At 73.0% G+C, this 25,283-nt stretch carries 21 protein-coding genes; 17 read left to right on the forward strand and 4 right to left on the reverse strand.

The window, feature by feature from the left end; translation table 11 throughout:
* Positions 1-146 precede the first annotated feature (146 nt).
* The 6 genes from ACWEVS_RS33275 (at position 147) to ACWEVS_RS33300 (ending at position 6,694) form a co-directional block, all read left to right on the forward strand.
* Positions 147-1,601 carry an extracellular solute-binding protein gene (locus ACWEVS_RS33275; protein ID WP_449918813.1) on the forward strand — a complete coding sequence of 485 codons (1,455 nt, stop codon included), beginning with the start codon at positions 147-149 and terminating at the stop codon, positions 1,599-1,601.
* Positions 1,602-2,537, forward strand: coding sequence for a carbohydrate ABC transporter permease (locus ACWEVS_RS33280; protein ID WP_449918811.1), 936 nt, complete (start codon positions 1,602-1,604; stop codon positions 2,535-2,537).
* On the forward strand, positions 2,534-3,439 hold the full coding sequence (locus tag ACWEVS_RS33285) for a carbohydrate ABC transporter permease (protein ID WP_354908062.1): 906 nt from the start codon (positions 2,534-2,536) through the stop codon (positions 3,437-3,439). Before ACWEVS_RS33280 ends, ACWEVS_RS33285 begins: the two co-directional genes overlap by 4 nt.
* 9 nt (positions 3,440-3,448) lie before the next feature.
* Positions 3,449-4,462 carry an NAD(P)-dependent alcohol dehydrogenase gene (locus ACWEVS_RS33290; RefSeq protein ID WP_452554645.1) on the forward strand — a complete coding sequence of 338 codons (1,014 nt, stop codon included), beginning with the start codon at positions 3,449-3,451 and terminating at the stop codon, positions 4,460-4,462.
* Between the two features lie 108 nt (positions 4,463-4,570).
* On the forward strand, positions 4,571-5,692 hold the full coding sequence (locus ACWEVS_RS33295; RefSeq protein ID WP_452554647.1) for an ABC transporter ATP-binding protein: 1,122 nt from the start codon (positions 4,571-4,573) through the stop codon (positions 5,690-5,692).
* Positions 5,693-5,722: 30 nt separating this feature from the next.
* Positions 5,723-6,694 (forward strand): carbohydrate kinase family protein, encoded by a 972-nt coding sequence (locus ACWEVS_RS33300; RefSeq protein ID WP_452554649.1) that lies wholly within the window; start codon positions 5,723-5,725, stop codon positions 6,692-6,694.
* A 177-nt stretch (positions 6,695-6,871) separates the two neighbouring features.
* Here the strand turns inward: ACWEVS_RS33300 and ACWEVS_RS33305 are convergent, their stop codons facing one another.
* The 3 genes from ACWEVS_RS33305 to ACWEVS_RS33315 all read right to left on the reverse strand — a co-directional run bounded on the left by ACWEVS_RS33305 (position 6,872) and on the right by ACWEVS_RS33315 (position 9,907).
* Entirely contained in the window at positions 6,872-7,495 is a 624-nt protein-coding gene (locus ACWEVS_RS33305) for a maleylpyruvate isomerase family mycothiol-dependent enzyme (RefSeq protein WP_452554651.1), read from the reverse strand.
* Positions 7,496-7,740: 245 nt separating this feature from the next.
* Positions 7,741-9,093 carry a 6-phospho-beta-glucosidase gene (locus ACWEVS_RS33310; RefSeq protein WP_452554653.1) on the reverse strand — a complete coding sequence of 451 codons (1,353 nt, stop codon included), beginning with the start codon at positions 9,091-9,093 and terminating at the stop codon, positions 7,741-7,743.
* A 55-nt stretch (positions 9,094-9,148) separates the two neighbouring features.
* Positions 9,149-9,907: a DeoR/GlpR family DNA-binding transcription regulator gene (locus tag ACWEVS_RS33315; RefSeq protein WP_452554655.1), complete on the reverse strand. Its 759-nt coding sequence runs from the start codon at positions 9,905-9,907 to the stop codon at positions 9,149-9,151.
* Positions 9,908-10,039: 132 nt separating this feature from the next.
* On the opposite strand from ACWEVS_RS33315, the gene ACWEVS_RS33320 reads away from it, so the two are divergent.
* From ACWEVS_RS33320 to ACWEVS_RS33340, 5 genes are all read left to right on the forward strand, one after another.
* The gene (locus ACWEVS_RS33320; RefSeq protein ID WP_452554657.1) at positions 10,040-11,338 is read left to right on the forward strand and encodes a PfkB family carbohydrate kinase; all 1,299 of its coding nucleotides are present in this window, start codon (positions 10,040-10,042) and stop codon (positions 11,336-11,338) included.
* A 3-nt stretch (positions 11,339-11,341) separates the two neighbouring features.
* Positions 11,342-12,733 (forward strand): extracellular solute-binding protein, encoded by a 1,392-nt coding sequence (locus ACWEVS_RS33325; RefSeq protein ID WP_452554659.1) that lies wholly within the window; start codon positions 11,342-11,344, stop codon positions 12,731-12,733.
* Between the two features lie 67 nt (positions 12,734-12,800).
* Positions 12,801-13,709 (forward strand): carbohydrate ABC transporter permease, encoded by a 909-nt coding sequence (locus ACWEVS_RS33330; protein ID WP_452554661.1) that lies wholly within the window; start codon positions 12,801-12,803, stop codon positions 13,707-13,709.
* Positions 13,706-14,533, forward strand: a complete 828-nt coding sequence (locus ACWEVS_RS33335) for a carbohydrate ABC transporter permease (RefSeq protein WP_452554663.1) — start codon at positions 13,706-13,708, stop codon at positions 14,531-14,533. Before ACWEVS_RS33330 ends, ACWEVS_RS33335 begins: the two co-directional genes overlap by 4 nt.
* A 286-nt stretch (positions 14,534-14,819) precedes the next feature.
* Positions 14,820-17,723, forward strand: coding sequence for a sugar-binding protein (locus tag ACWEVS_RS33340; RefSeq protein ID WP_452554665.1), 2,904 nt, complete (start codon positions 14,820-14,822; stop codon positions 17,721-17,723).
* Between the two features lie 18 nt (positions 17,724-17,741).
* Here ACWEVS_RS33340 and ACWEVS_RS33345 read toward each other — a convergent pair whose 3' ends face one another.
* Positions 17,742-18,440 carry a TetR/AcrR family transcriptional regulator gene (locus ACWEVS_RS33345; RefSeq protein WP_354908045.1) on the reverse strand — a complete coding sequence of 233 codons (699 nt, stop codon included), beginning with the start codon at positions 18,438-18,440 and terminating at the stop codon, positions 17,742-17,744.
* A 108-nt stretch (positions 18,441-18,548) separates the two neighbouring features.
* Here ACWEVS_RS33345 and ACWEVS_RS33350 point away from each other — a divergent pair, with 108 nt between their 5' ends.
* The 6 genes from ACWEVS_RS33350 to ACWEVS_RS33375 are packed head-to-tail and all read left to right on the forward strand — an operon-like array spanning position 18,549 to position 25,276.
* Positions 18,549-20,180 (forward strand): amidohydrolase, encoded by a 1,632-nt coding sequence (locus ACWEVS_RS33350; RefSeq protein WP_452554667.1) that lies wholly within the window; start codon positions 18,549-18,551, stop codon positions 20,178-20,180.
* 24 nt (positions 20,181-20,204) lie between these two features.
* A complete protein-coding gene (locus ACWEVS_RS33355) occupies positions 20,205-21,812 on the forward strand; it encodes an ABC transporter substrate-binding protein (protein WP_452554669.1) in 1,608 nt (535 codons plus the stop codon).
* Complete coding sequence (locus tag ACWEVS_RS33360; protein ID WP_449918774.1) at positions 21,782-22,756, forward strand: ABC transporter permease; 975 nt, start codon at positions 21,782-21,784, stop codon at positions 22,754-22,756. The genes ACWEVS_RS33355 and ACWEVS_RS33360 overlap by 31 nt, the downstream gene beginning before the upstream one ends.
* A complete protein-coding gene (locus ACWEVS_RS33365; RefSeq protein WP_452414958.1) occupies positions 22,756-23,607 on the forward strand; it encodes an ABC transporter permease in 852 nt (283 codons plus the stop codon). Before ACWEVS_RS33360 ends, ACWEVS_RS33365 begins: the two co-directional genes overlap by 1 nt.
* Positions 23,608-23,609: 2 nt before the next feature.
* The gene (locus ACWEVS_RS33370) at positions 23,610-24,536 is read left to right on the forward strand and encodes an ABC transporter ATP-binding protein (protein ID WP_354908038.1); all 927 of its coding nucleotides are present in this window, start codon (positions 23,610-23,612) and stop codon (positions 24,534-24,536) included.
* On the forward strand, positions 24,533-25,276 hold the full coding sequence (locus ACWEVS_RS33375; protein ID WP_354908036.1) for an ABC transporter ATP-binding protein: 744 nt from the start codon (positions 24,533-24,535) through the stop codon (positions 25,274-25,276). Before ACWEVS_RS33370 ends, ACWEVS_RS33375 begins: the two co-directional genes overlap by 4 nt.
* Positions 25,277-25,283: the final 7 nt, after the last annotated feature.

Genomic DNA, 25,283 nt, shown 5'->3' on the forward strand with positions numbered 1-25,283 from the left:
AAGTGCAAATTGCTGACACATTCCTCCGAAGCCCAAAATCTTGTTTGCGAGAAAATAGAATACACATTCGTTTATATAGGGCACCCAAGGACAGTTGACCGCCATTAGCGCCCTTTTTTTGCCTGGAGTGCGGGGGTGAGTGGACAGTGGACTGCTATCCGCCCGAGCCGAGTAGGCGGGATGTGCTTCGTGGCGCGCTGGCCGCGGGGGCGGCGCTCGCCATGACGGGCGCCTGCGGCACGCAAACCGACGCGCCGCGAACCGCCGGTGCCGGCCCATGGCGCCAGTTCCAGGGCACCACCCTGAACTTCATCTCGGAGAACACCGCTCCGACCGCGGCCATCGCCGCGAACACCCGCCCGTTCACCACGCTGACCGGGATCGACGTCAAGATCGTGACGCTCGAGCTCACCGCGCTGGTCCAACGGGTCGCCCTGGACCTGGCCTCCGGCCACTCCCAGTACCAGGTGATCTACGCCGATCCGTACCAGGTGCTCGCGCCGTACCAGCGCGGCCTGGTGGACCTGCGGACCCTGCAGGCCGACCCGAGCCTGCCTGACCTGCCCGGCGGCATCGCCGACTTCATCCCGGCGCAGATGGACGCGGCCGGCCGGTTCGTCGACCCCCAGGCCGTCTACGCCCTGCCGTACGACGCGCCGACGATGATCTGGCAGTACCGGCGCGACCTGTTCGCCAAGTACCACGACCGCATGGCCGCCGACCTCGGGTTCGACCCGACGCCCAGCGGGGAGCGGACCTGGGAGGAGTACTTCAGGATCGCCGAGTGGTTCAACAAGAACGCCAAGCAGGACGTCAAGTACGGCACCGGCCACCAGGCCCGCCAGCACGACTCGCTGATGAACGACTTCAGCAACGTGCTGTGGTCCTACGGCGGCGACTACTTCGACAACGGCAAGGAAGTGGGGCGCCTGGGCTCGCGCGACCCCGGCCCGTGCCGCCTCGACTCCCCCGCCGCGATCGCCGGCGCGGAGTTCTACCAGCGGCTGCTCAGCATCGCCGACCCGGCCTCCACGACGTGGGACTGGGACGGTGTGGGCGCCGCCTTCCGGGGTGGCAGGCTGGCGATGTGCCCCAACTGGCACGAGTTCGCGGCCAGCAACGAGCAGGTCATGCCCGGCAGGGCCGGCTACTCGGCGCTGCCGAAGGGCCCGGTCAGCACGGCCAACATGTACGGCGGCACCGGGATCGGGATCAGCGCCAACACGCCGCCGAACGAGCGCGGCGCGGCCTGGCTGTTCCTGGTGTGGGCCACCTCGCCGCAGACGCAGCTGGCCAACCTCCAGAGCAAGGCCGGCGGCGGCACGCCCACGCGTATCTCCGTCTACGAGCTCCCGCAGGTGCGCGCCGCCGAGCATCGGCCCTCGCCGATGCCCAACATGCTCACGGCCGCCGCGGTGCGGGAGGCCTGGCGGCCCGACCGGATCGGGCTGCGACCCAAGATCCCCATGTGGAACGAGTGCAACACCGCGATCTTCACCCAGCTGTCCCGCATGCTCACCGGCGGCGCCTCGCCGGAGGAGGCGATGCGCGAGATCAAGTCGCGGGTGGACCGGATCGTGGCGCGAGGGTGGGTGGCCTAGATGACACACGCCGCGGACACCTCACCGGTGCTCAGCCGCTCGGCCCGGCCGAAGGAGGCCGCTCCGCGCGAGCCGCGGATCGGCTTCGAGGGCAGGATGATGACACCGGGCCTGATCGTGCTGGCCGCGCTGTCCATCGTGCCGTTCCTGGCCCTCGTCGCGATGAGCTTCTCCCACGTCAGGCTGCTCGGCGGGGTGTCGCTCGACCTGGTCGGCCTTACCAACTGGGTGCGCTTCTTCACCGACGCCGACATGTGGATGTCGTGGGCGCGCACGGTCATCTACTTCGTCCTCACCGTCGGGCTGGAGATGACGCTGGGCGTGGCCATCGCGCTGTGCCTGTACCGGGTGCTGCACGGCCGCAACATCATGCTCAGCCTGCTGCTGCTGCCGATGTTCGCCGCGCCGTCCATCGTCGGGCTGCTGGGGCGCTACCTCACCGACTCCACCTTCGGCCTGTACGCGTGGGTGCTGCGCTCCTTCGGCTACCAGGGCGACATCCTCGGCAGCCCGGTCAGCGCCTTCATCGCCGTCGTGCTGATGGACGTCTGGGAGTGGACCCCGCTGATCGCCCTGATCACCCTCGCCGGCCTGTCGAGCGTGCCGCAGTCGGTGCGCGAGGCGGCGGCCGTCGACGGCGCCGGAGGGTGGATGACACTGCGGTACGTCATCTTCCCCGCGATCTCCAACGTGCTGCTCGTGGCACTGCTGATCCGCTCGATGGACGCCATCCGCTACTTCGACATCATCTGGGTCACGACCAACGGCGGTCCCGCCGACGCGACCAAGATCGTCCCGATCCGGCTGTACGAGACCGCGTTCCGCTTCTTCGACTTCGGTTACGCCGCCGCCATCGGCCTGGCGATGCTGGCCTTCTCGATCATCATCGCCCGTACGTTCGTCCGCCTGCTCGACGTGAGGGGGTTGACCCGATGAGCACGACCCAGACCGCGCCGGCCGGCCCGGCGGTCACCGCGGCCCCGCGCGGGGTGCCGCAGTCGCCCCTGGAGGCCACCAGTAGGAGCACGCGGTGGCTGACCGTGCTGCTGCTCGCGCTGGCCCTGCTCTGGACGCTGGTCCCGCTGGTGTGGATGTTGATGTCGTCGTTCAAGAACCGCACGGACGTGACCGCGCCCACGCCGAAGTTCGCGTTCGCGCCGACGATGGACAACTACGTCGGCCTGTTCACCGGCGCGAACAACCTCGTGCCGTACATCTGGCACAGCGTGCTGGCCGCCGGGATCTCCGCGCTGCTCGCGGTCACCCTGGGGGCGCTGGCCGGGTACGGCCTGGCCCGCACGCAGATGCGCGGGAAACGCCACCTGGCCTTCTGGATCATCTCGACCCGTATGGCGCCCATCGCGGCGGTCGTGGTGCCGCTGTTCCTCATCTTCCGCGGGCTCGGCCTGATCGACTCGATCCCCGGACTGGTGCTGGCGTACCTGACCTTCAACCTGCCGTTCGCCATCTGGCTGATGAGCGCGTTCTTCGCCGAGGTGCCGCCGTCGCTCGAGGAGTCCGCGCTGGTGGCCGGCTGCACCCGCTGGCAGGCCTTCCGCACGGTGATCCTGCCGCTGACGAAGTCGGGCCTGGTCACCACCTTCGTGCTGTGCCTGGTGTTCGCCTGGAACGACTACGCGTTCGCCGTGGTCTTCTCCGGCCCGAACTCCCAGACGCTGCCCATCGCCGCCTCCCAGCTGGTCACCCAGACGGGTGTCGACTGGGGCCAGCTCGCCGCGATCGGGACCATCGTGGTCGTGCCGATGATGCTGGCCGGGCTCGCCGTGCGGCGCTGGCTGGTCACCGGCCTGACCCTCGGCGCCGTCACCGGAGAGTAGGAGGCAGCCATGCGTGCCGCCGTACTGCACGGCGTGGGAACGGTCCTCCTGGAGGAGCGGCCGCGGCCCGAGCCCGGCCCCCGGGAGGTGCTCGTGCGGGTCGACTCGGTGGGCACGTGCGGCTCGGACGTCCACTACTACGAGCACGGGCGGATCGGCGACTTCGTCGTGACGTCCCCGCTGGTGCTCGGGCACGAGCCGTCAGGGACCGTGGTGGAGGTCGGAGCCGCGGCGGGCCGCCACCGCCCGGGCCAGCGGGTCTCGCTGGAGCCGGGGGTGCCCGACTTCACCTGCCCGCAGTGCCGGGCCGGCCGGTACAACCTGTGCCCCCGGATGCGCTTCTTCGGCACCCCGCCGATCGACGGCGCCTTCTGCGAGTACGTCGTGGTGCACGAGGAGTTCGCCTACCCCGTCCCCGACTCCGTCTCCGACGACGCGGCCGCCCTCATCGAACCACTGTCGGTGGGCGTGTGGGCCTGCCGCAAGGCACGCGTCGGGCCGGGCACCCGCGTGCTCGTCACCGGCGCGGGCCCGATCGGGCTGCTCTGCCTCCAGGCGGCGCTGGCCTTCGGCGCGACCGACGTCCTGGTCACCGACGTCACCGGCACCCGGCTCGGGCTGGCCCGCGACCTGGGCGCCCGCGCGACTCTCAACGTCCGCGACGACCGCCTGGCGGACGCCGGTTTCGAGCCGGACGTGCTGCTCGAGTGCTCCGGCCATCCGGCGGCGATCGGCGAGGCCGTCCGCGAGGTGGCGCGGGCCGGGCGGGTCGTCCTCATCGGCATGGGCGGCGACGAGATCCCGCTGCCGCTGTCGTACGTGCAGACCCGCGAGCTCGAGGTGACCGGGACCTTCCGCTACGCCAACACCTGGCCGGCCGCCATCGCGCTGGCCGCCTCGGGCAGGGTGCGGCTGGACGACCTGGTCACCGGCCACTACGGCCTGGCCGAGGTCGAGAAGGCGCTCACGGCCGGCAGCCGCGATCCCGACCTGGTCAAGGCCGTCGTCCGGCCGCAGGAGTGATGAGGATGGCGCGCGCTCGGACCACCAGCACCAACACCACCGGCCCCGGACCGGGGCGGCGGCCGTCACCAGGCCGCCACCGGCTCGGCGCCGACTAAGGAGACACCGATGGCCAGAGTTGTCTACGACGAGGCGACCCGCGTCTACCCCGGATCCACCAGGCCCGCGGTGGACGCCCTCGACCTCGACATCACCGACGGCGAGTTCCTGGTCCTCGTCGGCCCGTCAGGATGCGGGAAGTCCACCTCCCTGCGCATGCTGGCGGGTCTCGAGCGGGTCGACGGCGGGCACATCAGCATCGGTGACCGGGAGGTCACCAACCTGCCGCCGCGTGACCGGGACATCGCGATGGTGTTCCAGAACTACGCCCTGTATCCCCACATGTCGGTGGCCGACAACATGGGGTTCGCCCTGAGGGTGATGAAGACGCCGAAGGAGGAACGCGACCGGCGGGTCCGCGAGGCGGCCAAGCTGCTGGACCTGGAGGACTTCCTCGACCGCAAGCCCAAGGCGCTGTCCGGCGGTCAGCGGCAGCGCGTGGCCATGGGCCGGGCGATCGTCCGAGAGCCGAAGGTGTTCCTCATGGACGAGCCGCTGTCCAACCTGGACGCCAAGCTGAGGGTGCAGACCCGTACCCAGATCGCCGCCCTGCAGCGCCGGCTCGGCGTCACGACCGTCTACGTGACCCACGACCAGGTCGAGGCCATGACGATGGGCGACAGGGTGGCCGTCCTGAAGGACGGGGTGCTCCAGCAGGTCGACACGCCGCTGGCGCTGTACCAGCATCCGGCCAACGTCTTCGTCGCGGGCTTCATCGGCTCCCCGGCGATGAACCTGGCCGAGTACGGCGTCGAAGGCGACGAGGCGGTCCTGGGCGAGATGCGCATCCGGCTGAGCCGCGAGACGCTCAAGCTGCTCAAGGAGGAGAGCAGCGAGCGCGTCATCGTCGGCTTCCGGCCCGAGGCCGTCGACGTGGTCGGCGAGGGGGAGACGAACGGCGAGCAGCCGACCTTCCCGATCTCGGTCACGGTCGTCGAGGAGCTCGGCTCGGACGCCTTCCTCTACGGCCAGTACGCCGACACGACCGACCCGGCGCTGCGCGACCGGACGGTCATCGCGCGCGTGGACCCGAACGCGCCGCCCGCCAAGGGCCAGGTGGTCCGCCTGCGGATCCAGCCGGGCAAGGAGCGGCTCTTCTCCACGGTCACCGGGCAGCGGCTGTCCACCTGACCACCAGGCACCAGGAGAGGAGCCGGACGCGTGATCGTGGCCTGTGGTGAGGCGCTGGTCGACCTGGTGCCGCGGCGGGACGGCTGCTTCGTCGCCCGGCCGGGGGGCAGCCCGGCCAACGTCGCCGTGGGCCTCGGCCGGCTCGGCGTCGCCGTCGCCATGCTCGCCCGGCTCGCCGACGACGGGTTCGGCCGGCTCCTGCGGGCGCACCTGACGGACTCCCGTGTCGACCTGAGCCTCGCCGTCCCGGCGGGCGAGCCGACGACGCTGGCCGTGGTCACCCTCGGGCCGGAGCGCGGCGCCGAATACACCTTCTACGTCACGGGCAGCGCCGACGGCGCCTGGCAGCCCGCCGACCTGCCACCGGAGCTACCGGCCGGTACGGCCTGCGTGCACGTCAGCGGGTCGCTGGCGCTTGCCGTACCGGCCATGGGCGACACCTTGGAGGCGTTGCTGCGGCGGGAGCGCTCGCGGCGCACCCTCGCCTTCGACCCGAACCTGCGGCCCCGGCTGGCCCGCGATCCGGCCGCCCTGCGCGCGCGGCTGGATCACTGGATCGGACTGGTCGACCTGGTCAAGATCAGCTCCGACGACCTGGCCTGGCTGACCCCCGGTGAGCCGGTCGAGAGCGTCGCGGCCCGCTGGCGGCAGCGCGGGCCCGCCGTCGTCGTCGTGACGCGCGGGGCCGCGGGTGTGCACGCGCTCGGGCCGGAAGGGCCGGTCGACCTGCCCGGCCGGCAGGTGCGGGTGGCCGACACGGTCGGGGCGGGAGACGCGTTCATGTCCGGTCTGCTGGCCGCGCTCGCCGAGGGCGGCGCGCTGGCGCGCGACCGGCTGGCCGCCCTGCCCGCCGGCCCGCTGGCGGCGGCGCTCGACCAGGCCCAGCACGTGGCCGCGCTGACCTGTACCCGCGTGGGCGCCGAACCGCCGTGGCGGGCGGAACTCGACGCCGACAGCGGGGCCCGGCCCGCCGCCGCCCCCGGCCGGACCGCCGACGCGTGACGCGGACCCGAGCGGACCGGCTCGTGACGCGGACCCGGCGGACCGCTCGTGACGCGGACCTTGACCGGACCGCCGGCTCGTGACGCGGGCCCCTGGCCGGACCGCCGACTCGTGACGCGGGCCCCTGGCCGGACCGCTGGCTCGTGACGCGGAGCGCCGGGTGTGGCGGCGTTCCGGTCAGGCGCGGGTGAAGCGTGCCGCCGGGGCGCCGCGCAGCCTGCCGGGCGGCAGCTTCCTGCCGCAGATCGCCAGCAGCAGGTCCTGTGCCGAGCCGTGGACCGGCGTGCCCGTCCCGAAGGTCCAGTCGAGGTCGTCGGCGCGGAACTCGACGCCGGCGAGGTCGACCTTGAAGAACAGCACGCCCCTGTCGGAGGCGCTGACCGGCAGGGCGGGCCTGAGCCGCTCCTCGGGCACCTTCCGGTCCAGGCCCAGCGCGACGGTGATGTCCAGGCCGTGGATCACGTCGTGGCTCAGCGCGCCCTCGTGGCCGCCGCCCGGGGGCTTCCAGGGGTGGGTCGCGTTGTCGCGCAACGAGGCGGTGAGCTGCCGCGGCGTCATCGTGACCGCGTCACGCCTGGCGAACCGGTCGGCAGCCCTGTTGAAGTCGCCGCGGGCGGCGAGCAGGCCGAGCACCACCTTCGGCAGCGAGTACCGGAAGGGCGTGGTCATATGGGCCGCCACCTCCCGTACCCGCCATCCCGCGCACAGGCTGGGCTGGTCCCACTGCCGGTCCGACAGACCGGCGAGCACGTCCGCGAGGTCGCGGCGTTCGGCGGCGACGGCCGCCCTGATGTCGTTCATCGGGTTCCCCTTCGCTGAAGGCTGTTCGCCTCACCGACGAACGGGAACCGGCCGGACCGACACGCGCCGCCTCGGGAATTCGCCGGAACGCGAACGTCGGGAACGGCGGGCTTTCGGCGGCGCCAGGGAAAGGGGACACGGGCGCCGGACCGAACCGGGGACAGCGGCCGGCCCGGTCATGCGGCTGCGGCGTCAGGCCGGACCGGATAGGGAACAGCGGCCGGCTCGGGGATGCGGGCGCGGCGTCAGGCCGGACCGGGCAGGACGGCGGCCAGCTCGGGGATGCGGGCGCGGTAGCCGTCCAGCAGCGCGCGCGCCGTGGCCACCGAATCGACCAGGGGATGCAGCGCGAACGCCGCGACGGCCAGGCGGGCCGAGCCGGACAGGGCGGCCGCGATGGCGGTCTGCTCGACCGCCTTGACCTGCTGCACGAGCCCCAGGAACCGGCCGGGCAGCGGGCGGGTGGCCAGCGGCCGGATTCCGGCACCGGTGACCAGGCAGGGGATCTCGACGACCGCCTCCTCGGGCAGGCCCGGCACCGCGGAGCCGTTGCGGACGTTGAGGATCATGGTGGAGGGCTCCCCCCGCGCGATGGCGGCCATGAGGGCGAGCGCGATGCCCTCGTACCCGCCCGCCTCCAGGTCGGCGACGTCGCGCTCGCCGGCGGCGGTGGCGTCGCGGGCCTCGGCCATGTACGTCGCGTCGCGTTCCCTGCGCGCCCTGCCCCAGGCGGCGAGGGCGTGCTCGGGCCGCTCGCGCACCGCCGCGTAGAACCGGTCCTGCTGCCCGAGCAGGGCCTCGCCACGGGTGTGCGCGGCGCCGCGGAGCGCGGCGACCGACTCGCGGGTGAAGTAGTAGTAGTACAGGTACTCGTTGGGCAGCGCGCCGAGGGTGCGCACCCAGTCGCCGCCGAAGATCCTGGCCTCCTCCACCCGGCGCAGCGCGGCGTCGTCGGCGAGCAGGTCCGGCAGCACGTCGCGGCCGTCATGGGTGAGGCCGCGCAGCCAGCCCAGGTGGTTGAGCCCCACGTAGTCGGGCGACACCCGGGCCGGATCGAGCCCGAGGGCGGCGGCGGCGCGCCTGACCAGCCCGATCGGGGAATCGCAGATGCCGACCACGCGGTCCCCGAGCACCCCCTGCATGGCCTCGGTGATCATTCCGGCCGGGTTGGTGAAGTTGATGACCCAGGCGTCCGGGGCCAGAGCGGCCACCCGCTCGGCCACGCGCACCGCCACCGGCACGGTGCGCAGGCCGAAGGCGATGCCGCCTGGCCCGGTCGTCTCCTGGCCCAGCACGCCGAGGTCGAGCGCGACCCGCTCGTCGGCCGTACGGCCCGCCAGCCCGCCCACCCGGATCGCCGAGAAGACGAAGGCGGCCTCGCGCAGCGCGGCGTCCAGGTCCGTGGTGGCCCACACCTTGGGCGGTCGGTCGTGTCCGGCGGCGAGCTGGTCGAGCACGTGCCGGATGGCCGCCAGCCGCTCCTCCGACACGTCGTGCAGGACCACCTCCTCCACCCGCGGGGTGGCGGTGTCGCGCAGGAGCGCGCCGTACACGAGGGGCACCCGGAAGCCTCCGCCGCCCAGAACGGCCAGTTTCATCGCGTTCCCCGTCCGCCGCCCGGTCTCGGCAGGGGCTCGCGCGCGGCGGCGACGATCACGCGAGCACCACCTCCGTGCCCGCCGCCGCGCAGGCGCGCAGCGTCCTCTCGTCGGCGCCCTCGTTCGTGACGATCACGTCGATGTCCTCGGGGCCGCACACCCGCAGGGCGCCGGTGCCGGGGAACTTGTGCCGGTCGGCCAGGAGCACGACGCGCTCGCCCGCCGCGATCATGGCACGCTTCAGCGGCACCTCGGCGAGCGTGGTGTCGACGAGCTGGCCGTCCGGCCGGACGCCGCTGGCGCCGAGGAAGACGTGGTCGGCGCAGATCTGGCTCAGCGCCGCCTCGGTCAGCACCCCGACCAGCGAGTGGTAGGCCCGGCGGACCATGCCGCCGAGCAGCAGCACCTCGACCTCGGTGTCGGTGCGCAGCACGTCGAGGACGGCCAGGCTGGAGGTGACGACGGTGACGCGGCGCCCGCGCAGCCGGCGGGCCAGGTGCATGGTGGTGGTGCCGATGTCGAGCAGGACCACGTCGCCCTCGTGCACCATCTGCGCGGCGCGGACGGCGACCGCCTCCTTGTCCCGCTCGTCGACCGCGGCCATCTCGGCGAAGGGGCGGTCGTCGTCGGCGTCGACGTCGGCGAGCGCGCCCCCGCGCACGCGCCGCAGCGTGCCGTCGCGGTCGAGCACCTCGAGGTCCCTGCGGATGGTGGACGGGCTGACGCCGAGCTGCCTGGCGAGATCGAGCACGCTGGTGGCACCGGCGAGGCGGACCCGGCGCATGATCTCCGCATGCCTGAGGTGCTGGAGCACGGGGGGATCATATCAGTCATTTACGCGCATGAGTGAGCAACATTGACCAGCTTGCCGCACAAAGCACTTGATGTGCTCGAGGAAACATGCAAGATTGCGCACAAGACGGTCTGTCGAGGAGGACTCATTCCCGTGTCTGTCCAGGCGTACGACCCTCTCGCCGATCAGCGCACCCCTGAGGGGCCACGGTTCGACGTCTTCTTAGCGGGCACGGTCTTCCTCGACATCGTCTTCACCGGCCTGCCCTCGATGCCCGTCTCAGGCACCGAGATCTGGGCCGAGGGCATGGGTTCCTGCCCCGGCGGCATCGCCAACCTCGCCATCGCGACCAGCAGGCTGGGCCTGCGCACCTCGCTGGCCGCCGCGTTCGGTGACGACGACTACGCCGACTTCTGCTGGCGCACGCTGGCGGAACAGGAGTCGGTCGACCTGTCCAGGTCACGGCGCTTCGCGCACTGGCACTCGCCGGTGACGGTCTCCATGGCCGTCGACCGCGACCGCAGCATGGTGACCCACGGCCACCCCGCGCCGATGCCGGCGACGCAGATGATCGGCACGCCGCCGCCGTCCAGAGCGGTGATCGCGGCGCTCGCCAGCGACGAGCCGCTCGGCGAGGGCAACTGGGCCGAGCTGGCCCACCGCGAAGGCGCGCTCATCTTCGCCGACGTGGGCTGGGACCCCTCGGGCACGTGGCGTCCCGAACTGCTGGACCAGCTGACGATCTGCCACGCGTTCATGCCCAACGCGGTCGAGGCGACGGCCTACACCGGCACCGACACCCCGCGCGACGCCCTGTACGCGATCGCCGACCTGGTGCCGCTCGCCGTGGTCACCGACGGGGCCAACGGCGCCATGGCCATCGACTCCCTGTCCGGCGAGGAGGCCTACGTGCCCGCCCCCCGGGTGACCGCCCTCGACCCGACCGGCGCGGGTGACGTCTTCGGCGCCGGCCTGGTGCTCGGCACCCTGTGCCGCTGGCCGCTGGCCGACCGGCTGGCCTTCGCCGGGCTCTGCGCGGCGCTGGCCGTCCAGCAGTTCGGCGGGTCGCTGGCCGCGCCGGGCTGGGGGGACATCGCCGACTGGTGGCACGCGGCACGGGCGAGAGCCGGGCACGGCGGCGCCTACGCCGAGTCGCTGGCCCGCCGTTACCGCTTCCTCGACCGGCTGGTGCCGACCGTCCCGATGGGCGCGGTGCGCCGGGCCGTGGCCACCATCGCCAGGCACGCCGACCTGGGCATGGTCGCTCCCCCGCCCGAGGCCGCCGAAGGACCGCCGGCGGATCCGGACCCCGAGGCCGCCACCGGACCGCCGGTGGATCCGGACCCCGAGGCCGCCACGGGACCACCGGCGGACCCGGACACGCCGCCCGAGGCCGCCGAAGGACCGCCGGCGGACCCGGACACGCCGCCCGTGCCTGCCCACAAGGAGTAACCCATGATCTCCACGACGCGAACAGCGCGCGGGCGCGAGCCGCGCGGCGCCGTGACGCGTGCCGTCCTCGTCGCCGGTGCCGCGGTCCTGGCCCTCACCGTGGCCGCGTGCGCGCCCGGCTCCTCGGCCCCGCCCGCCCCTGCCCAGCCCGCCTCGGCGGTGCGCACCGACGCCGCGGCCCTCGGCCCCGTGACGCTCACCGTCTGGGACCAGGAGGTCCGCGGCGGGCAGGCCGCCCAGATCAAGCAGCTCAACGCCGCGTTCGAGAAGAAGTACCCCAACATCACGCTCAACCGGGTCTCCCGCTCCTTCGACGACCTCAACACCACGCTGCGGCTGGCGCTGAGCGGCAACCAGCCGCCGGACGTGGTGCAGGCCAACAACGGCCGCGCCCAGATGGGGGCGTTCGTGAAAGCGGGCCAGCTGCGCCCGCTGGACGCCTACGCCGAGGCCTACGGGTGGAGGAAGCGCTACTCCCCGTCGGTCCTGCAGTACGTGAGCTACACCCCCGACGGCAAGATCTTCGGCACCGGCGACCTGTACGGCATGCCGCAGGTCGGCGAGGTCGTCGGCATCCTGTACAACGCCGCCAAGCTGGCCAGGCTCGGCCTGCGCCCGCCGACGACGTGGGAGGAGTTCGACGCCGCGCTGGCCACGGCCAAGGCCGCCGGCGAGGTGCCGCTCCAGCTGGGCAACCTCGACAAGTGGCCGGCCGTCCACGTGTTCGGCACCGTGCAGGCACGGCACGTGTCAGCCCCCAAGATCACCGCCCTGGGCTTCGGCCGCAAGGGCGCCTCGTGGACCACCCCGGAGAACCTGAAGGCCGCCGAGCAGCTCGTCGACTGGGTCGACAAGGGCTACTTCGTCAAGGGCTTCAACGGCCAGGGCTACGACGCCGCCTGGCAGGCGTTCGGCAAGGGCCAGGGCGTCTTCCTGATCGGCGGCAGCTGGCTGGTCGCCGACCTGCAGAAGGTCATGGGCAAGGACCTGGGCTTCGTCCGGCCGCCCGGCACGCCGCCCGTGGCGACCGGCGGCACCGGCCTGCCGTTCGCGATCACGGCCAAGAGCCCCCACCCCGACGCGGCGGCGGCCTACATCGACTTCCTCACCAGCGCCGAGGCCATGAAGGTGCTCACCGCCAACGGCCTGCTGCCGATCGCCGACGCCACCCGGCAGGACGGCGTCGGGGCCGGCGCGCAGCAGGACATGTTCACCGCGTTCGGCGCCGTCACCGAGCGCAACGGCCTGGTGCCCTACCTCGACTACGCCACCCCGACCTTCGCCGACACGCTCGGCGCGGCGCTGCAGGACCTGCTGGCCGAGAAGGTCGCTCCGCAGGAGTTCCTGGCCACGCTGGAGAAGGACTACAAGACGTTCGCCGAAAGCAACGAGTGACCGCGAGCTCATGGCCACGCCGCTCTCGTCCATGCGCGCTCCCGGGTCAGGGCGTCCGGAGGCGGACGTGACCTGGTCCCGGCCCATCCCCAGGCGCCCGGGAGGTCCGCCCGGGGAGCCGCGCGGGATCGCCTACCTCTACCTGCTGCCCGCCCTGGCGGTCTACGCGGCGTTCCTGCTCTATCCGATCGCGCGGGCGGCGCACCTGTCGCTGTTCGAGTGGGACGGCCTGACCCCCGGCCGGTGGGCGGGGCTGGACAACTACGCCGCGATCGTCGCGGACGAGGGGCTGCGGGCCGCCTTCGCCCACGCCCTGGTCCTCATCGTCTTCTACGCGCTGGCGCCGCTGGCGCTCGGGCTGACGCTGGCCGCGATCCTGAACCACGCCAAGGTGCGCGGGCTGGCCTTCTTCCGCACGGTGGTGTTCCTGCCCCAGGTGGTCGCCATGGTCGTGGTGGCCGTCGCCTGGCGGCGCGTCTACGCGCCCGACGGCACGCTCAACGACCTGCTCGGCGCGCTCGGGCTCGACGCGCTCACCAGGGGCTGGCTGGGCGACCACGCCTTCGCGCTGCCGGCGGTCGGCGTGGTCGGCACGTGGTTCGAGACCGGCCTGGTGACCGTGCTGCTGCTGGCCGGGATGAGCCGCATCCCCGTGGAGCTGTACGAGGCGGCCAGGCTGGACGGGGCCGGCGCGGTCAGGGAGTTCTTCGCCGTCACGCTGCCCTCGGTGCGCGGGGAGATCGCGGTGGCGCTCACCCTGACCGTGATCGCCGCGCTGCGGACGTTCGACCTGGTGTACGTCACCACGCGCGGCGGGCCGGGCGACTCGACGGCGGTGCCGTCGTACGAGGTCTACCATCGGGCCTTCGAGCTCGGCCAGGTCGGCTCGGCGGCGGCGGTCGGCGTCACCCTCACCGCCGTCATCTTCGCGATCTCGTTCGTGATCAACCGGTTCGCCGACAGGGGTGTCTCGTGATCTCTCGCGGGGAACGGCTGGCCAACTACGTCATCCTGCTGGCGTTCGCCGCGTTCGCGCTGGGACCCGTGGTGACGATCCTGTCGGCGGCGCTGGGCCCCGACGACGCCGCCGGAGCGGACGGGCAGCGGTTCAGCGTGGCCGGGCTGCACGTCGGGAACTTCGCGGCGGCGTGGGAGGTCGGCCGCTTCGGCACCTACCTGGCCACCAGCCTCGCGGTGTCGTCGTTCGTCGTGGTCGTCAGCGTCGTCCTGTCGATCATGAGCGGGTACGCGTTCGGCACGATGCGCTTCCGCGGCCGGTCGGTGCTGTTCTACCTGTTCCTGCTCGGGATCATGATGCCGAGCGAGGCCATCGCCGTACCGCTCTACTTCGACCTGCGCGCGCTCGGCCTGACCGACACCTTCTGGTCGGTCGCGCTGCCGCAGGTGGCGCTGTCGGTGGCGTTCGGGACGTTCTGGATGCGGGCCTACTTCCGCACCGGCAGCCGCGCGATCGTCGAGGCCGCCCGCATCGACGGCGCCTCGGTCTGGCGGATCCTGTGGCAGGTGCTGGTGCCACCGGCCCGGCCCGCCATCGTCACCCTGACCGTCCTGGTCTTCATGTGGACGTGGAACGAGTTCCTCATCCCGCTGATCATGGTGACCTCGGAGTCGCTGCGTACCGCGCCGCTCGGGCTGGCCTTCTTCCAGGGCCAGTACACCTCCGGCTTCACGCTCCTCGCCGCCGGCTCGGTCATCGTCGCCACACCCGTCGTGATCTTCTACCTGTTCCTCCAGCGCCATTTCATCCGCGGGCTGCTCCAGGGGGCGGTCCGCGAGTAATCCCGGAGGTTCCATGCGCCATCCGCAGCACCCGCGACCCACCCCTCCCGCTCCTCCCCCGGCCCCCGCACCTCCGCGCGCCGAGCCCTCACCTTCCGCGCCTCCGCGCGCCGAGCATCCGCTGCCCGCACCTCCGCAGGCGTCTCCGCCTTCCACGCCTCCACGCGCCGAGCATCCGCTGCCCGCGCCTCCGCAGGCGTCTCCGCCTTCCACGCCTCCGCGAGCGGTGTGCCCGCCTCCCGCGCCTCCCCGGGCGGTGGCCATACATTCCGCGTCTTCGCGGACGGTGACTCCCTCGACCGCGTCCTGGCGGGCCGCGCGGCCGGGGGATCGCCTGGGCGTGCTGGCCGTCGCGGTGCTGCTGGCGCTGGCGCCGGCCGTACCCGCGCTGGGCTCGGCCGCCCCGGCGGGCTCCCACGCTCACCCAGCCCCGCCCGGCTCCGTGACGCACCCCGCCACGCAGGCCGGGACCGAGCCCGCCACCCCGGGCGGGACCGAGACCGCCACCCCGGGTGGGACCGAGCCCGCCGCCCCAGGTGGGACCGAGTCCGGCGCCAGGGATGGGGCCGAGGCCGCCGCCTCGGGTGGGACGCGTGCCGATCTCGACGTGCTGTTCGTCGGCGCCCATCCCGACGACGAGGCCTTCACCCTCTCGACGCTCGGGCAGTGGAAGGAGGACCACGGCGTCCGCGCCGGCGTCGTCACCGTCACCAGGGGCGAGGGCGGCGGCAACGCCGTCGGCCCCGAGGAGGGCCCGGCGCTCGGCCTGCTCAGGGAGGCCGAGGAGCGTACGGCGGTGGCGAAGGCAGGCGTGCGGGAGGTCTTCAACCTCGACGACGTCGACTTCTACTACACGGTGAGCGCGCCGCTGACCGACCGCGTCTGGGGCGGCGACACGCTGGAGAAGGTCGTGCGGATCGTCCGCCAGACCAGGCCCGAGATCCTGCTGACGATGGATCCGGCCCCCTCTCCCGGCAACCACGGCAACCACCAGCAGGCCGCGCGGCTGGCCGTCCAGGCCTTCCACGCGGCGGCCGACCCCCGGGCCTTCCCCGAGCAGCTCGCCCGTGAGGGGCTGCGCCCCTTCGCCCCCGCTCGCGTGCTGCTCGGACGGGCGCGCGGGACCGCCCAGAACGGTCCCCGGTGCGCCGCGACGTTCCGCCCCGCCGATCCGACGCAGAACGTGTACGGCGTGTGGAGCGGGCGCGTCTCCCCGAGCGCGGGTCGGAGCTGGGCCGCCATCGAGCGCGACGCCCAGCGCGTCTACGCCTCCCAGGGCTGGGCCGGCTTCCCCGACGTGCCGCAGGACCCCGACCGGCTCGGCTGCGACTTCTTCACCCAGGTCGACTCGCGGGTGCCCTTCCCCGAACCGGGCACCGCGGCGGCCGCCGCGCCGACGGCGGTCCTCGACGGCGCGCTGGTCAGGGCGTCCGGCGCGGTCCCGCTCGGCACCTCGCTCGACCTGCGCGCCGGCACCTTCGACGTCCGCCCCGGCACGGCGTTCACCGTCACGGTGACCGCGACCGCTCCCGCCCGCGAGCCGCTGGGCCGATCGGCGGTGACCCTGCGCGTCCCCGAGGGCTGGCGGGTCAGCGGGTCGGGCGACCTCGGCGGGCTCGGCGCCGGCCGTACCGGGTCGGCCGCCTTCACCGTCACGCCGCCGCGGGAGGCCGCCCCCGGTCAACGGGCGCGGGTGGCCGCGACGCTGGCCACCGAGAAGGGCCGCGGCTACACCGATCGGGTGGTCGAGGTCAGCCCCGCCGTACGCGGAGGGCAGCAGTCGCTGCCCCAGGTCGGCCAGTACGAGACGTGGGCCGCGCAGGCGGGCGTGCCGCAGCTGCGCGACCTGGTCACTCCCGTGCTCACCCTGCCCTCAGGCGGCTCCCGCCAGGTGGGCGTCGTGGTCACCAACGTGAGCGACACCGTCCGGTCCGGCACCGTACGGCTGGACCTGCCCGCCGGTTTCGCCGCCGACCGCGCCGAGGCGGCCTACACCGGCCTGGCGGCGGGGGCCTCGACGACGGTGCCGTTCACCGTCACCAACACCGACACCTCGCTGAAGACCGGCAACGAGGGCGGCGACTACGCCTACACCATCACCACGACCAGCGCGGACGGCTCCAGCGTCAGCAGGCCCGCGCTGGAGCTGGTGCCGGCGGCGGCCATCCCGCGGGCGGCCGAGGCGCCGGTCGTCGACGGCGCCGAGGGCGACGGTGAGTACGCCGGCGCGGCCCTGGACGTCTCACGCCTCTGGGAAGGCTCCGCGTGCGCGTCGGCGGCGGACTGCTCCGGCACGGCCAAGCTCTCCTGGCGCGACGACACGTTGTTCCTCCTGGTCCAGGTGAACGACGACGTGACCGGCACCCGCCTGCCCGCCGCCGACTGCAAGCGCCACTGGCGGACCGACGCCGTCGAGGTGACCCTCGACCCGCGCGGCGCGTCGGAGAACACCTCCACGACGTTCAAGGCGGCGGTGCTGCCGGTGACGGCCGAGGGGCCGCCGTGCTTCGAGCGGGACGCCGACAACCGTCAGGGGCCGGGCGAGCGGACCGCTCCGGGGATGCGGGTGGCCGCGAAGGTGTCGGCCGGGCAGTACACCGTGGAGATGGCCATCCCGATGGAGCTCCTGCCGGGCGCCGTCGATCCCGGGCATCTCGGGCTGAACGTCCTCGTGTACGACTCCGACACCCAGGACAAGACCGGCCAGACCCGGATCGGCTGGTCGACGTGGGGCGGCGTGCAGGGCGACCCGTACCGGTGGGGCGTCGTGACGCTGCCGGGTTACCGGCCGCCGCCGGGGCGGCCGACCACCCCGCCCGACCCGGTGATCCCGGACACCGGCCTGTCCAGCCTGGACTCGCCGCAGTCGCTGGAGCAGGCGGCCCGCCTCGGCCTGCCGCTCGCCGGCGGTCCGGCGGCCGGGCCGTCCGAGCGCGGCCTGGTCACCTCCGCCGTGGCCGGGCGGGACGCGGTGACGGTGACGCTGCGCGCCGCGTCCGCGGGCACGGCGCACCTGTGCGTCCGCGACGGTCAGGGGACGGCGGGCAGCCGCGTGGTCACCGTCGCGCGCGGCGGTGTCACGACCGTGCGCGTGCCGCTCACCCGCGCCCTCGGCCCCGGCGCGTTCGTGCCGGCCGGATGGCGGGCGCCCGGCGGCGGCACGCTGGCCTCGCAGGTCCGCGTCCGCTGACGGATCCCCGCCGTGGCTTCAGGTCCGGGGCGCGTCCCCGGCCGCCGACGCGGCGCGGGCCTCGATCGCGGCGATCAGGGCCTCCACCTGGACGGTGTAGACCGGCCCCGGGCGTATCTCGGCGAGCTCCGCGTTCAGGCGGGTGATCCGGGGGAAGAGCTCGGGATCGACCGTGCGGTATTCCCGCCCCCATGACGACTCGTCCCCCGCTCTGACCTCGGGGGAGAACAGCGCGTAGGCGGCCGCCTGGGCCACGTGCGCCAGGAGGGCGTCGGCGAAGGCCCGGTAGTGCAGCGCGGCGTCGGCGCCGTCGAGCCCCGCCTCGCCGACCGCGCCCAGGATGAACTCGACCAGGCGGAACTCGTTGATCCGCCGGGTGGTACGGCTGCCGGTGATGGAGGCGACGGCCGGGTACTTGAGCGCGATCCGCAGCGACGCGTCGGCCAGCGCCCGCAGCCGGTCCTTCCAGCCGAGCCCGTCGGGAACGCTCTCGATGACCTCGCCGTAGACCCGGTCGGCCACCGACAGCAGCAGCTCGTCCTTGTCGCGGAAGTGCCGGTAGACGGCCGTGGGGTCGGCTCCGAGCTCCTCGCCGAGGCGGCGCACGGTGAACGCGTCGCCGCTGCCCCGGGCGGCGATGCGCAGGCTGGCCTCGATGATGGCCTCGCGGCTGAGCTGGCTGCCCGAGCGTCTGGTCCTCACAGGTGTCTTCGCCATGATCGCCCCAGTGTATCGGTTGGGTCTCCGGATAGCGCAACAGTGTTGACATCTATGTTGCGCTCGCGTTCACTCCTCCCCAACACGGCGTGAGCGGAAGGTGCGGTCATGGTGGAAACGATCTTCATGGGGCGGGTCTTCACGGGCACGACCGCCGCCCCGATCGAGGCGGCGGTCGCGGTCGGCGGGGGGCGCGTCCTGCGGGTCGGCGACCGGAAGGAGGTGCTGGCCACCGCGGGCCCCGACACGGACGTGGTGGACCTCGGCGGCGGGCTGCTCATGGCGGGTTTCCAGGACGCCCACGTGCATCCGGCCTTCGGCGGCGGCCAGATGCTGCGTTGCGACCTGTCGGCCGAGCACACCGTGGAGGGCTACCTGACGGTGATCGCCGCCTACGCCGCGGCGCACCCGGACAAGGCGTGGATCCACGGTGGCGGCTGGTCGATGGACGTCTTCCCCGGCGGCACGCCGACCAGGCAGCTGCTCGACACGGTGGTGCCCGACCGGCCGGTGCTGCTGACCAACAGGGACGGCCACGGCGCCTGGGCCAACAGCCTGGCGCTGCGCCTGGCGGGACTCGACAAGGACACCCCCGACCCCGTTGACGGCAGGATCGAGCGCGGGCCCGACGGCACCCCGCAGGGCACCCTCCACGAGGGCGCCATGACGCTGGTGAGCGAGCACGTGCCGGTGGCGACCGCCGAGGAGGCCTACGCCGGCCTGCTCGCGGGCCAGTCCCACCTGTTCTCGATGGGCGTGACCGCCTGGCAGGACGCCATGATCGGCGCCTTCCCCGGCAACCCCGACAACTACGAGGTGTACCTGCGCGCCGCCCGTGAGGGAACCCTGCTGGCCCGCGTCGTCGGCGCGCTGTGGTGGGACCGCGAGCGCGGGCTGGAGCAGATCCCCCACCTGGTGGAGCGGCGCGAGAACGGGCGGGTCGGCCGCTTCAACGCCACCACCGTCAAGATCATGCAGGACGGCGTCGCGGAGAACTTCACCGCGGCGATGCTGGAGCCGTACCTGGACGGCTGCGGCTGCGCGACCGCCAACCGCGGCATCAGCTTCGTGGACCCCGGCCTGCTGCGTGAGGCGGTCCGCGAGCTGGACGCGCTCGGCTTCCAGATCCACTTCCACGCCCTCGGCGACCGCGCGGTCAGGGAGGCGCTCGACGCCCTCACCGGGGCGCGCGCGGCCAACGGCGCCAACGACAACCGCCACCACCTCGCGCACCTGCAGGTGGTGCACCCCGCCGACATCCCCAGGTTCGCCGAGGTCGGCGCCGCCGCCAACATCCAGCCGCTCTGGGCGGCCCACGAACCCCAGATGGACGAGCTGACCATTCCCTTCCTCGGGGCCGGGCGGGCGGCCCTGCAGTACCCCTTCGGCGACCTGCTCCGCGCGGGCGCGCGGCTGGTGGCCGGCAGCGACTGGTCGGTGAGCAGCCCGAACCCGCTGTGGGGCGTGCACGTCGCGGTGAACAGGGCCGTGCCCGACGGCGAGCCCCGCGAGCCGTTCCTTCCCCAGCAGGCCCTCACCCTGGCGCAGGCGCTCACCGCCTACACGGCGGGCAGCGCCTGGATCAACCACCTCGACGACGTGACCGGCACGGTCGAGGCGGGCAAGGACGCCGACCTGGTGGTGCTGGACCGCGACCCCTTCGCCGGACCTCCCGAGGAGATCGGCGCCACCCGTGTCGTCAGGACCTACGTCCAGGGCCGGCTCGTCCACCAGGCCTGACATCTCGCGAGAAAGGCGTGATTCATGAGCAGACGACGGTGGACGGCGCTGGCCGTCCTCACCTTGACCGTGACGGCCGCCGCGTGCGGCGGAGGAGGCGGGAACGCGACGCCCTCCCCCGGCAAGACCCTCAGCTCCGGCACTCCCCTGCCCAAGGGTGACATCGATGCCTTCACCTGGGCCTCCTACGCCGAGCCCCCGACCCTCGACTACGTCTACGCCTTCGACTACCCGCAGAACATGGTGTTGTCCAACATCTGCGAGAGCCTCATGCGCTGGACGCCGGAGCTGAAGGAGGAGCCCGGCCTGGCGGAGAAGTACGAGCAGCGCGACCCCAAGACGCTCGTCTACACCATCCGCAAGGGCGTGAAGTTCCACAGCGGCGCCGAGCTGACCGCCGACGACGTGGTGGCCAGCCTCAACCGGCACCTCGACGAGAAGATCGGCTCCTACTGGATCTCCAGCTACCGCAACGTCGAGTCGATCACCAAGACCGGCCCGATGGAGGTGACGGTCAAGTTCACCAGGCCCGACGCGCTGTTCAACCTGGAGATGGGCGCCTCCCCCGGCACGGTGGCCAGCGCCGCCTCGCTCAAGGCGAAGGGCAAGTCGTTCGGCACCGCCGACGGGGGCCTGGACTGCACGGGCCCGTTCAAGCTCGGCACCTGGACCAAGGGACAGTCGATCCAGCTGGAGCGCTTCGCCGGCTACTGGGGCGACAAGGCCAAGGCCGGCAAGGTCACCTTCACCTTCGTGGCCGACGCGGCCGCCAGGACCAACGCCCTGGTGACCGGCGAGGCCGACGGCAGCTGGATGGTGCCGGCCGCCTCCGTCGCCCGGCTACGGTCCTCGGGTGCCGGGACCGTCTACGGCGGCCCCAACCTGACCACCGCGAACCTGATCGTCTCCGACCTCAAGAACGGCACCCTCGCCGATCTCAGGGTACGGCGGGCGCTGTCGCTGGCCATCGACAGGCAGGGCCTGGCCAAGGCGGCCTTCGGCGACTACAGCAGCCCCTCGCTCGTGCCGGGGCCGGTCGAGTCCTGGCGCAACGTCGCGGCGGCCAAGCCGTCCGCGCCGGCCGTCACGCGGGATGTGGAAGGGGCCAAGAAGCTCATCGCCGAGGCCGGGGCGCAGGGCAAGAAGATCGTGATCGGCACCTCCAACACGGGTCCGGAGATGTCGGTGATCTCCAACGCCGTGCAGGCGGCGGCCCAGGAGATCGGCTTGTCCGCCGAGGTGCGCACCGTCGCCCCCGACGCCTACACCGCGCTGTTCTCCGACCCCGAGGCGCGCAAGGGGATCGACCTGTTCCCGACGTTCTGGTACCTGTCGGCGACCGACCCGCTGGAGCTGTACGGGCTGTTCGAGACCGGGCAGTTCGAGAACTACGGCGGCTTCTCCGACCCCGCCTACGACAAGCTCGTCGAGGCGGCCCAGGTGGAGTTCGACCGGGTCAAGCGGGCCCAGCTGACGGCCAAGCTCCAGGACACCGTCGCCACGCAGCTGCCGTGGATCCCGCTGGCGGACCTCGACAACGTGATGTTCCTCGGCAAGCGCATCACGGGCGCGCCCACCAGCATCTCCTACCTCTACTACCCGTGGGCCGCGGACATCGGCGCGGCGGGCTGATGGCGCGCTTCCTGCTGCGGCGCCTGGCCGGGATGGCCGCGATCCTGGGGGCGGCCTCCTTCCTGGTGTTCGGCGCTCTCCAGCTCGCGCCGGGGGACCCGGCCAGCTTCCTGCTCAGCGGCCGTTCGGCCACGCCGGAGGCCATCGCCGCCATCCGCGCGCAGTACCGGCTCGACGACCCGGTTCCCGTGCAGTACCTGCACTGGATCGGCGGCGTGCTCACCGGCGACTTCGGCCGCTCGGTGCAGTTCCGCTCCGACGTCGGCGGGCTGATCGCCGCCCGCGTGCCCGTCACGCTCACCCTCATCGGCATGGCCTTCGCGCTCACCATGGTCCTCGGCCTGGCGTTCGGCGTGTGGAGCGCGATCAGGCCCGGCCTGGTCGACAAGTCGGTGCTGGTGGGCAGCTCGGTCGCGGTCGCCACCCCCTCGTTCGTGCTGGGGTTCGTGCTGATCGCGGTGTTCTCGGTGAACCTCGGCTGGTTCCCGTCCATCGGCGCGGGCGAGGGCCTGGCCGACCGGCTGCACCATCTCACGCTGCCCGCCGTCGCGCTCGCCCTCACCTTCGCCGGGGTGCTGGCCCGGGTGTCGCGCACCGCGATGATCGACCAGCTGGGCCAGGAGTACGTCACGGTCGCCCGCGGCCGGGGCGTGCCCGAGCGGGCCATCGTGCGCCGGCACGTGCTGCGCGGCGCCATGACCGTGACCCTCACCTACGGCGGCCTGCTCGTTCCCGGCCTGCTGGTCTCGACCGTGCTGGTGGAGACCACCTTCGGGGTCAACGGCCTGGGCCAGTTGCTGCAGTACTCGGTGACGGTCAAGGACTTCCCCGTCGTGCAGGCGCTGACCCTGCTGACCGTGGCGGTGTTCGTGGTCACCAACCTCGTGGTGGACCTGCTGGCGCCGCTGGCCGATCCCCGCGTCCGCCTGGGAGCGAGGACCTGATGGAACAACTCGTCGTCAGACCCGGCCTGCGTGGCCTCACCGGCCGGCTCAAGGGCGGCGGCCTGCGGACGGCGGCGCTGGCTGTGATCGCGCTGCTGGTCGTGGCCGCCGTGCTGGCGCCGCTGGTGGCCCCCGCCGACCCCGACGCGGTGGACCTGTCGGCGGTGCTGGCCGGACCGAGCGCCGACCACCTGCTCGGCGCCGACGCCTCCGGCCGCGACCTGCTCTCCAGGGTGATCTACGGCGCGCGGACGGGTCTGCTCGGGCCGCTGGGCGTCGTGGCCCTGTCCACGGTGCTCGGAGTCGCGATCGGGCTGGCCGCCGCCTGGCACGGCGGCTGGGTGGACACCGCGCTGTCGCGCTCGATGGAGCTGGTCTTCGCCTTCCCCGGCCTGCTGCTGGCCATGCTGGTCGTCGCGATGTACGGCCCAGGCCAGCTCGGACCGGTGATCACCCTCGCCGTGGCGTACACGCCGTTCGTCGGCCGCATGGTGCGCGGCGTGGCGCGAGGGGAGATGGGCCGGCCGTACATCGCCGCCTACCGGGCGCTGGGATTCAGCGGCCTGACCATCTGCCTGCGCCACCTGTTGCCGAACATCGCGCCGGTGATCCTCGCCCAGTCCACGATCAACTTCGGCTACGCCCTGCTCGACCTGGCCGGGCTCGCCTTCCTCGGCCTGGGTGTGCAACCGCCGGCCGCCGACTGGGGAGCCATGATCAACGAGGGCCAGTCCGCCGTCCTGCAGGGGGCGCTCGGCCCGATCCTCGTGCCCGGCATGGCCATCGTGCTCAGCGTGATCGCCTTCAACATCGTCGGTGAGAGCCTCGCCGACCGCGTCTCCAGGAGGTGACCATGCTGGAGATCGACGACCTTTCGGTACGGCTGCCGCGCACCGCCCGCCCGGCGATCGACCGCATCTCGCTCACCGTGGCCGAGAACGAGACCGTCGGCCTGGTGGGCGAGTCGGGGTCCGGCAAGTCCCTGACCGCGCGGGCCGTTCTCGGCCTGCTGCCGAAGGGCGCGCGGACCTCGGGCGAGATCCGCATGGACGGCGCCGACGTGCTGTCGATGTCGCCGGCGGGGCTGCGCCGCCACCGGACCCACGCGGCCGCGATGATCTACCAGGACCCGCGGGCGGCGATCAGCCCCTTCCGGCGGATCGGCGACTTCCTCGCCGAGATCCTCCGGGAGGAGATGGGCGCCAGGGCGGCCCGTGCCCGCGCCGTCGAGCTGCTGGGCATGGTCGGCCTGCCGGAACCCGAGCGGCACGTGCGCCAGCATCCGCACGAGCTGTCCGGCGGCATGCTCCAGCGGGTGGTGATCGCGGCGGCCCTGGCGGGCGAACCTCGGCTGCTGCTGGCCGACGAGCCGACCACCGCGCTGGACGTGACCACCCAGGCCGAGATCATCCGGCTGCTGCGCGAGCTGCGCGCCAGGACGCGGACCGGGATGCTCTTCATCACCCACGACCTCGAGCTGGCCGCCATGATCTGCGACCGCGTCTACGTCATGTACGCGGGCCGGGTCATGGAGACCGGGCCGACGCGGCAGCTGTTCGCCAAGCCGCGCCACCCCTACACCGAGGGCCTGCTGTCGGCCACGCCGCGCGTCAGCGACCTGGGCACGCTGCCGCCCCCGATCCCCGGACGCCCGCCGGACCTGCTGTCGGCACCGCCCGGCTGCCCGTTCGCCCCGCGCTGCCCGCACGCCATGGACTCCTGTACGGCCGCCGCCCCGCTCCTGGTGGACGGGGTGGCCTGTGTGAAGGCGGAACCGTGAACATCGACCTCGAGGTGCGCGGCCTGAGCAAGCGGTACGGCGCGTTCACCGCGGTGGACGACGTCGGCTTCGACCTGGCGACGGGCGGCTCGCTCGGCCTGGTCGGCGAGTCGGGCTCCGGCAAGACCACGACGGCCAGGCTGCTGCTCGGCCTGGAGCGCCCCGACGCGGGCACGGTGCTGGTGGCGGGCCGGCCGCTGGCCTCGCTCGGCCGCAAGGACCGGGCGAGGCTGATCCAGATCGTCTTCCAGGATCCCCTCGGCTCGCTCGACCCGCGCCTCACCGTCGAGGAGTCGCTGGCCGAGGTGCTGCGGCTGCACTTTCCCGGCGAGCCGCACGCGGCCCGGACTGCCGAGCTGCTCGAGCAGGTCGGCCTCGGCCCGCGCGAGGCGCGCGCGATGCCCAGGGAGCTGTCGGGCGGGCAGCGGCAGCGCGTCGCCATCGCCAGGGCGCTGGCCGTACGGCCCAAGGTGCTGGTGCTCGACGAGGCCGTGGCCGCGCTCGACGTGTCGGTCCAGGCGCAGATCCTCGGCCTGCTGGCCGAGATCCGCACGGCCGGCGACGTCTCCTACCTGTTCATCACCCACGACCTGGCCGTGGTCGGCTGCGTCACCGACCACGTGGCCGTCATGCGGCGCGGCCGGATCGTCGAGTCGGGGCCGACGGCGCGGGTGCTGACCGCGCCGGAGCACGAGTACACGCGGCTCCTGCTGGACTCCGTCCCGCGGCCCGCCTTCTGAGGAGAGT

The sequence above is a fragment of the Nonomuraea sp. NPDC003754 genome (genome assembly GCF_053605785.1).

Coding starts and splice junctions, on each gene's coding strand:
- ACWEVS_RS33285 (WP_354908062.1), top strand. CDS start 2,534: ATGAGCACGACCCAGACCGCGCCGGCCGGCCCGGCGGTCACCGCGGCC.
- ACWEVS_RS33290 (WP_452554645.1), top strand. CDS start 3,449: ATGCGTGCCGCCGTACTGCACGGCGTGGGAACGGTCCTCCTGGAGGAG.
- ACWEVS_RS33305 (WP_452554651.1), bottom strand. CDS start 7,495: ATGAACGACATCAGGGCGGCCGTCGCCGCCGAACGCCGCGACCTCGCG.
- ACWEVS_RS33280 (WP_449918811.1), top strand. CDS start 1,602: ATGACACACGCCGCGGACACCTCACCGGTGCTCAGCCGCTCGGCCCGG.
- ACWEVS_RS33350 (WP_452554667.1), top strand. CDS start 18,549: ATGGTGGAAACGATCTTCATGGGGCGGGTCTTCACGGGCACGACCGCC.
- ACWEVS_RS33365 (WP_452414958.1), top strand. CDS start 22,756: ATGGAACAACTCGTCGTCAGACCCGGCCTGCGTGGCCTCACCGGCCGG.
- ACWEVS_RS33295 (WP_452554647.1), top strand. CDS start 4,571: ATGGCCAGAGTTGTCTACGACGAGGCGACCCGCGTCTACCCCGGATCC.
- ACWEVS_RS33370 (WP_354908038.1), top strand. CDS start 23,610: ATGCTGGAGATCGACGACCTTTCGGTACGGCTGCCGCGCACCGCCCGC.
- ACWEVS_RS33325 (WP_452554659.1), top strand. CDS start 11,342: ATGATCTCCACGACGCGAACAGCGCGCGGGCGCGAGCCGCGCGGCGCC.
- ACWEVS_RS33355 (WP_452554669.1), top strand. CDS start 20,205: ATGAGCAGACGACGGTGGACGGCGCTGGCCGTCCTCACCTTGACCGTG.
- ACWEVS_RS33345 (WP_354908045.1), bottom strand. CDS start 18,440: ATGGCGAAGACACCTGTGAGGACCAGACGCTCGGGCAGCCAGCTCAGC.
- ACWEVS_RS33310 (WP_452554653.1), bottom strand. CDS start 9,093: ATGAAACTGGCCGTTCTGGGCGGCGGAGGCTTCCGGGTGCCCCTCGTG.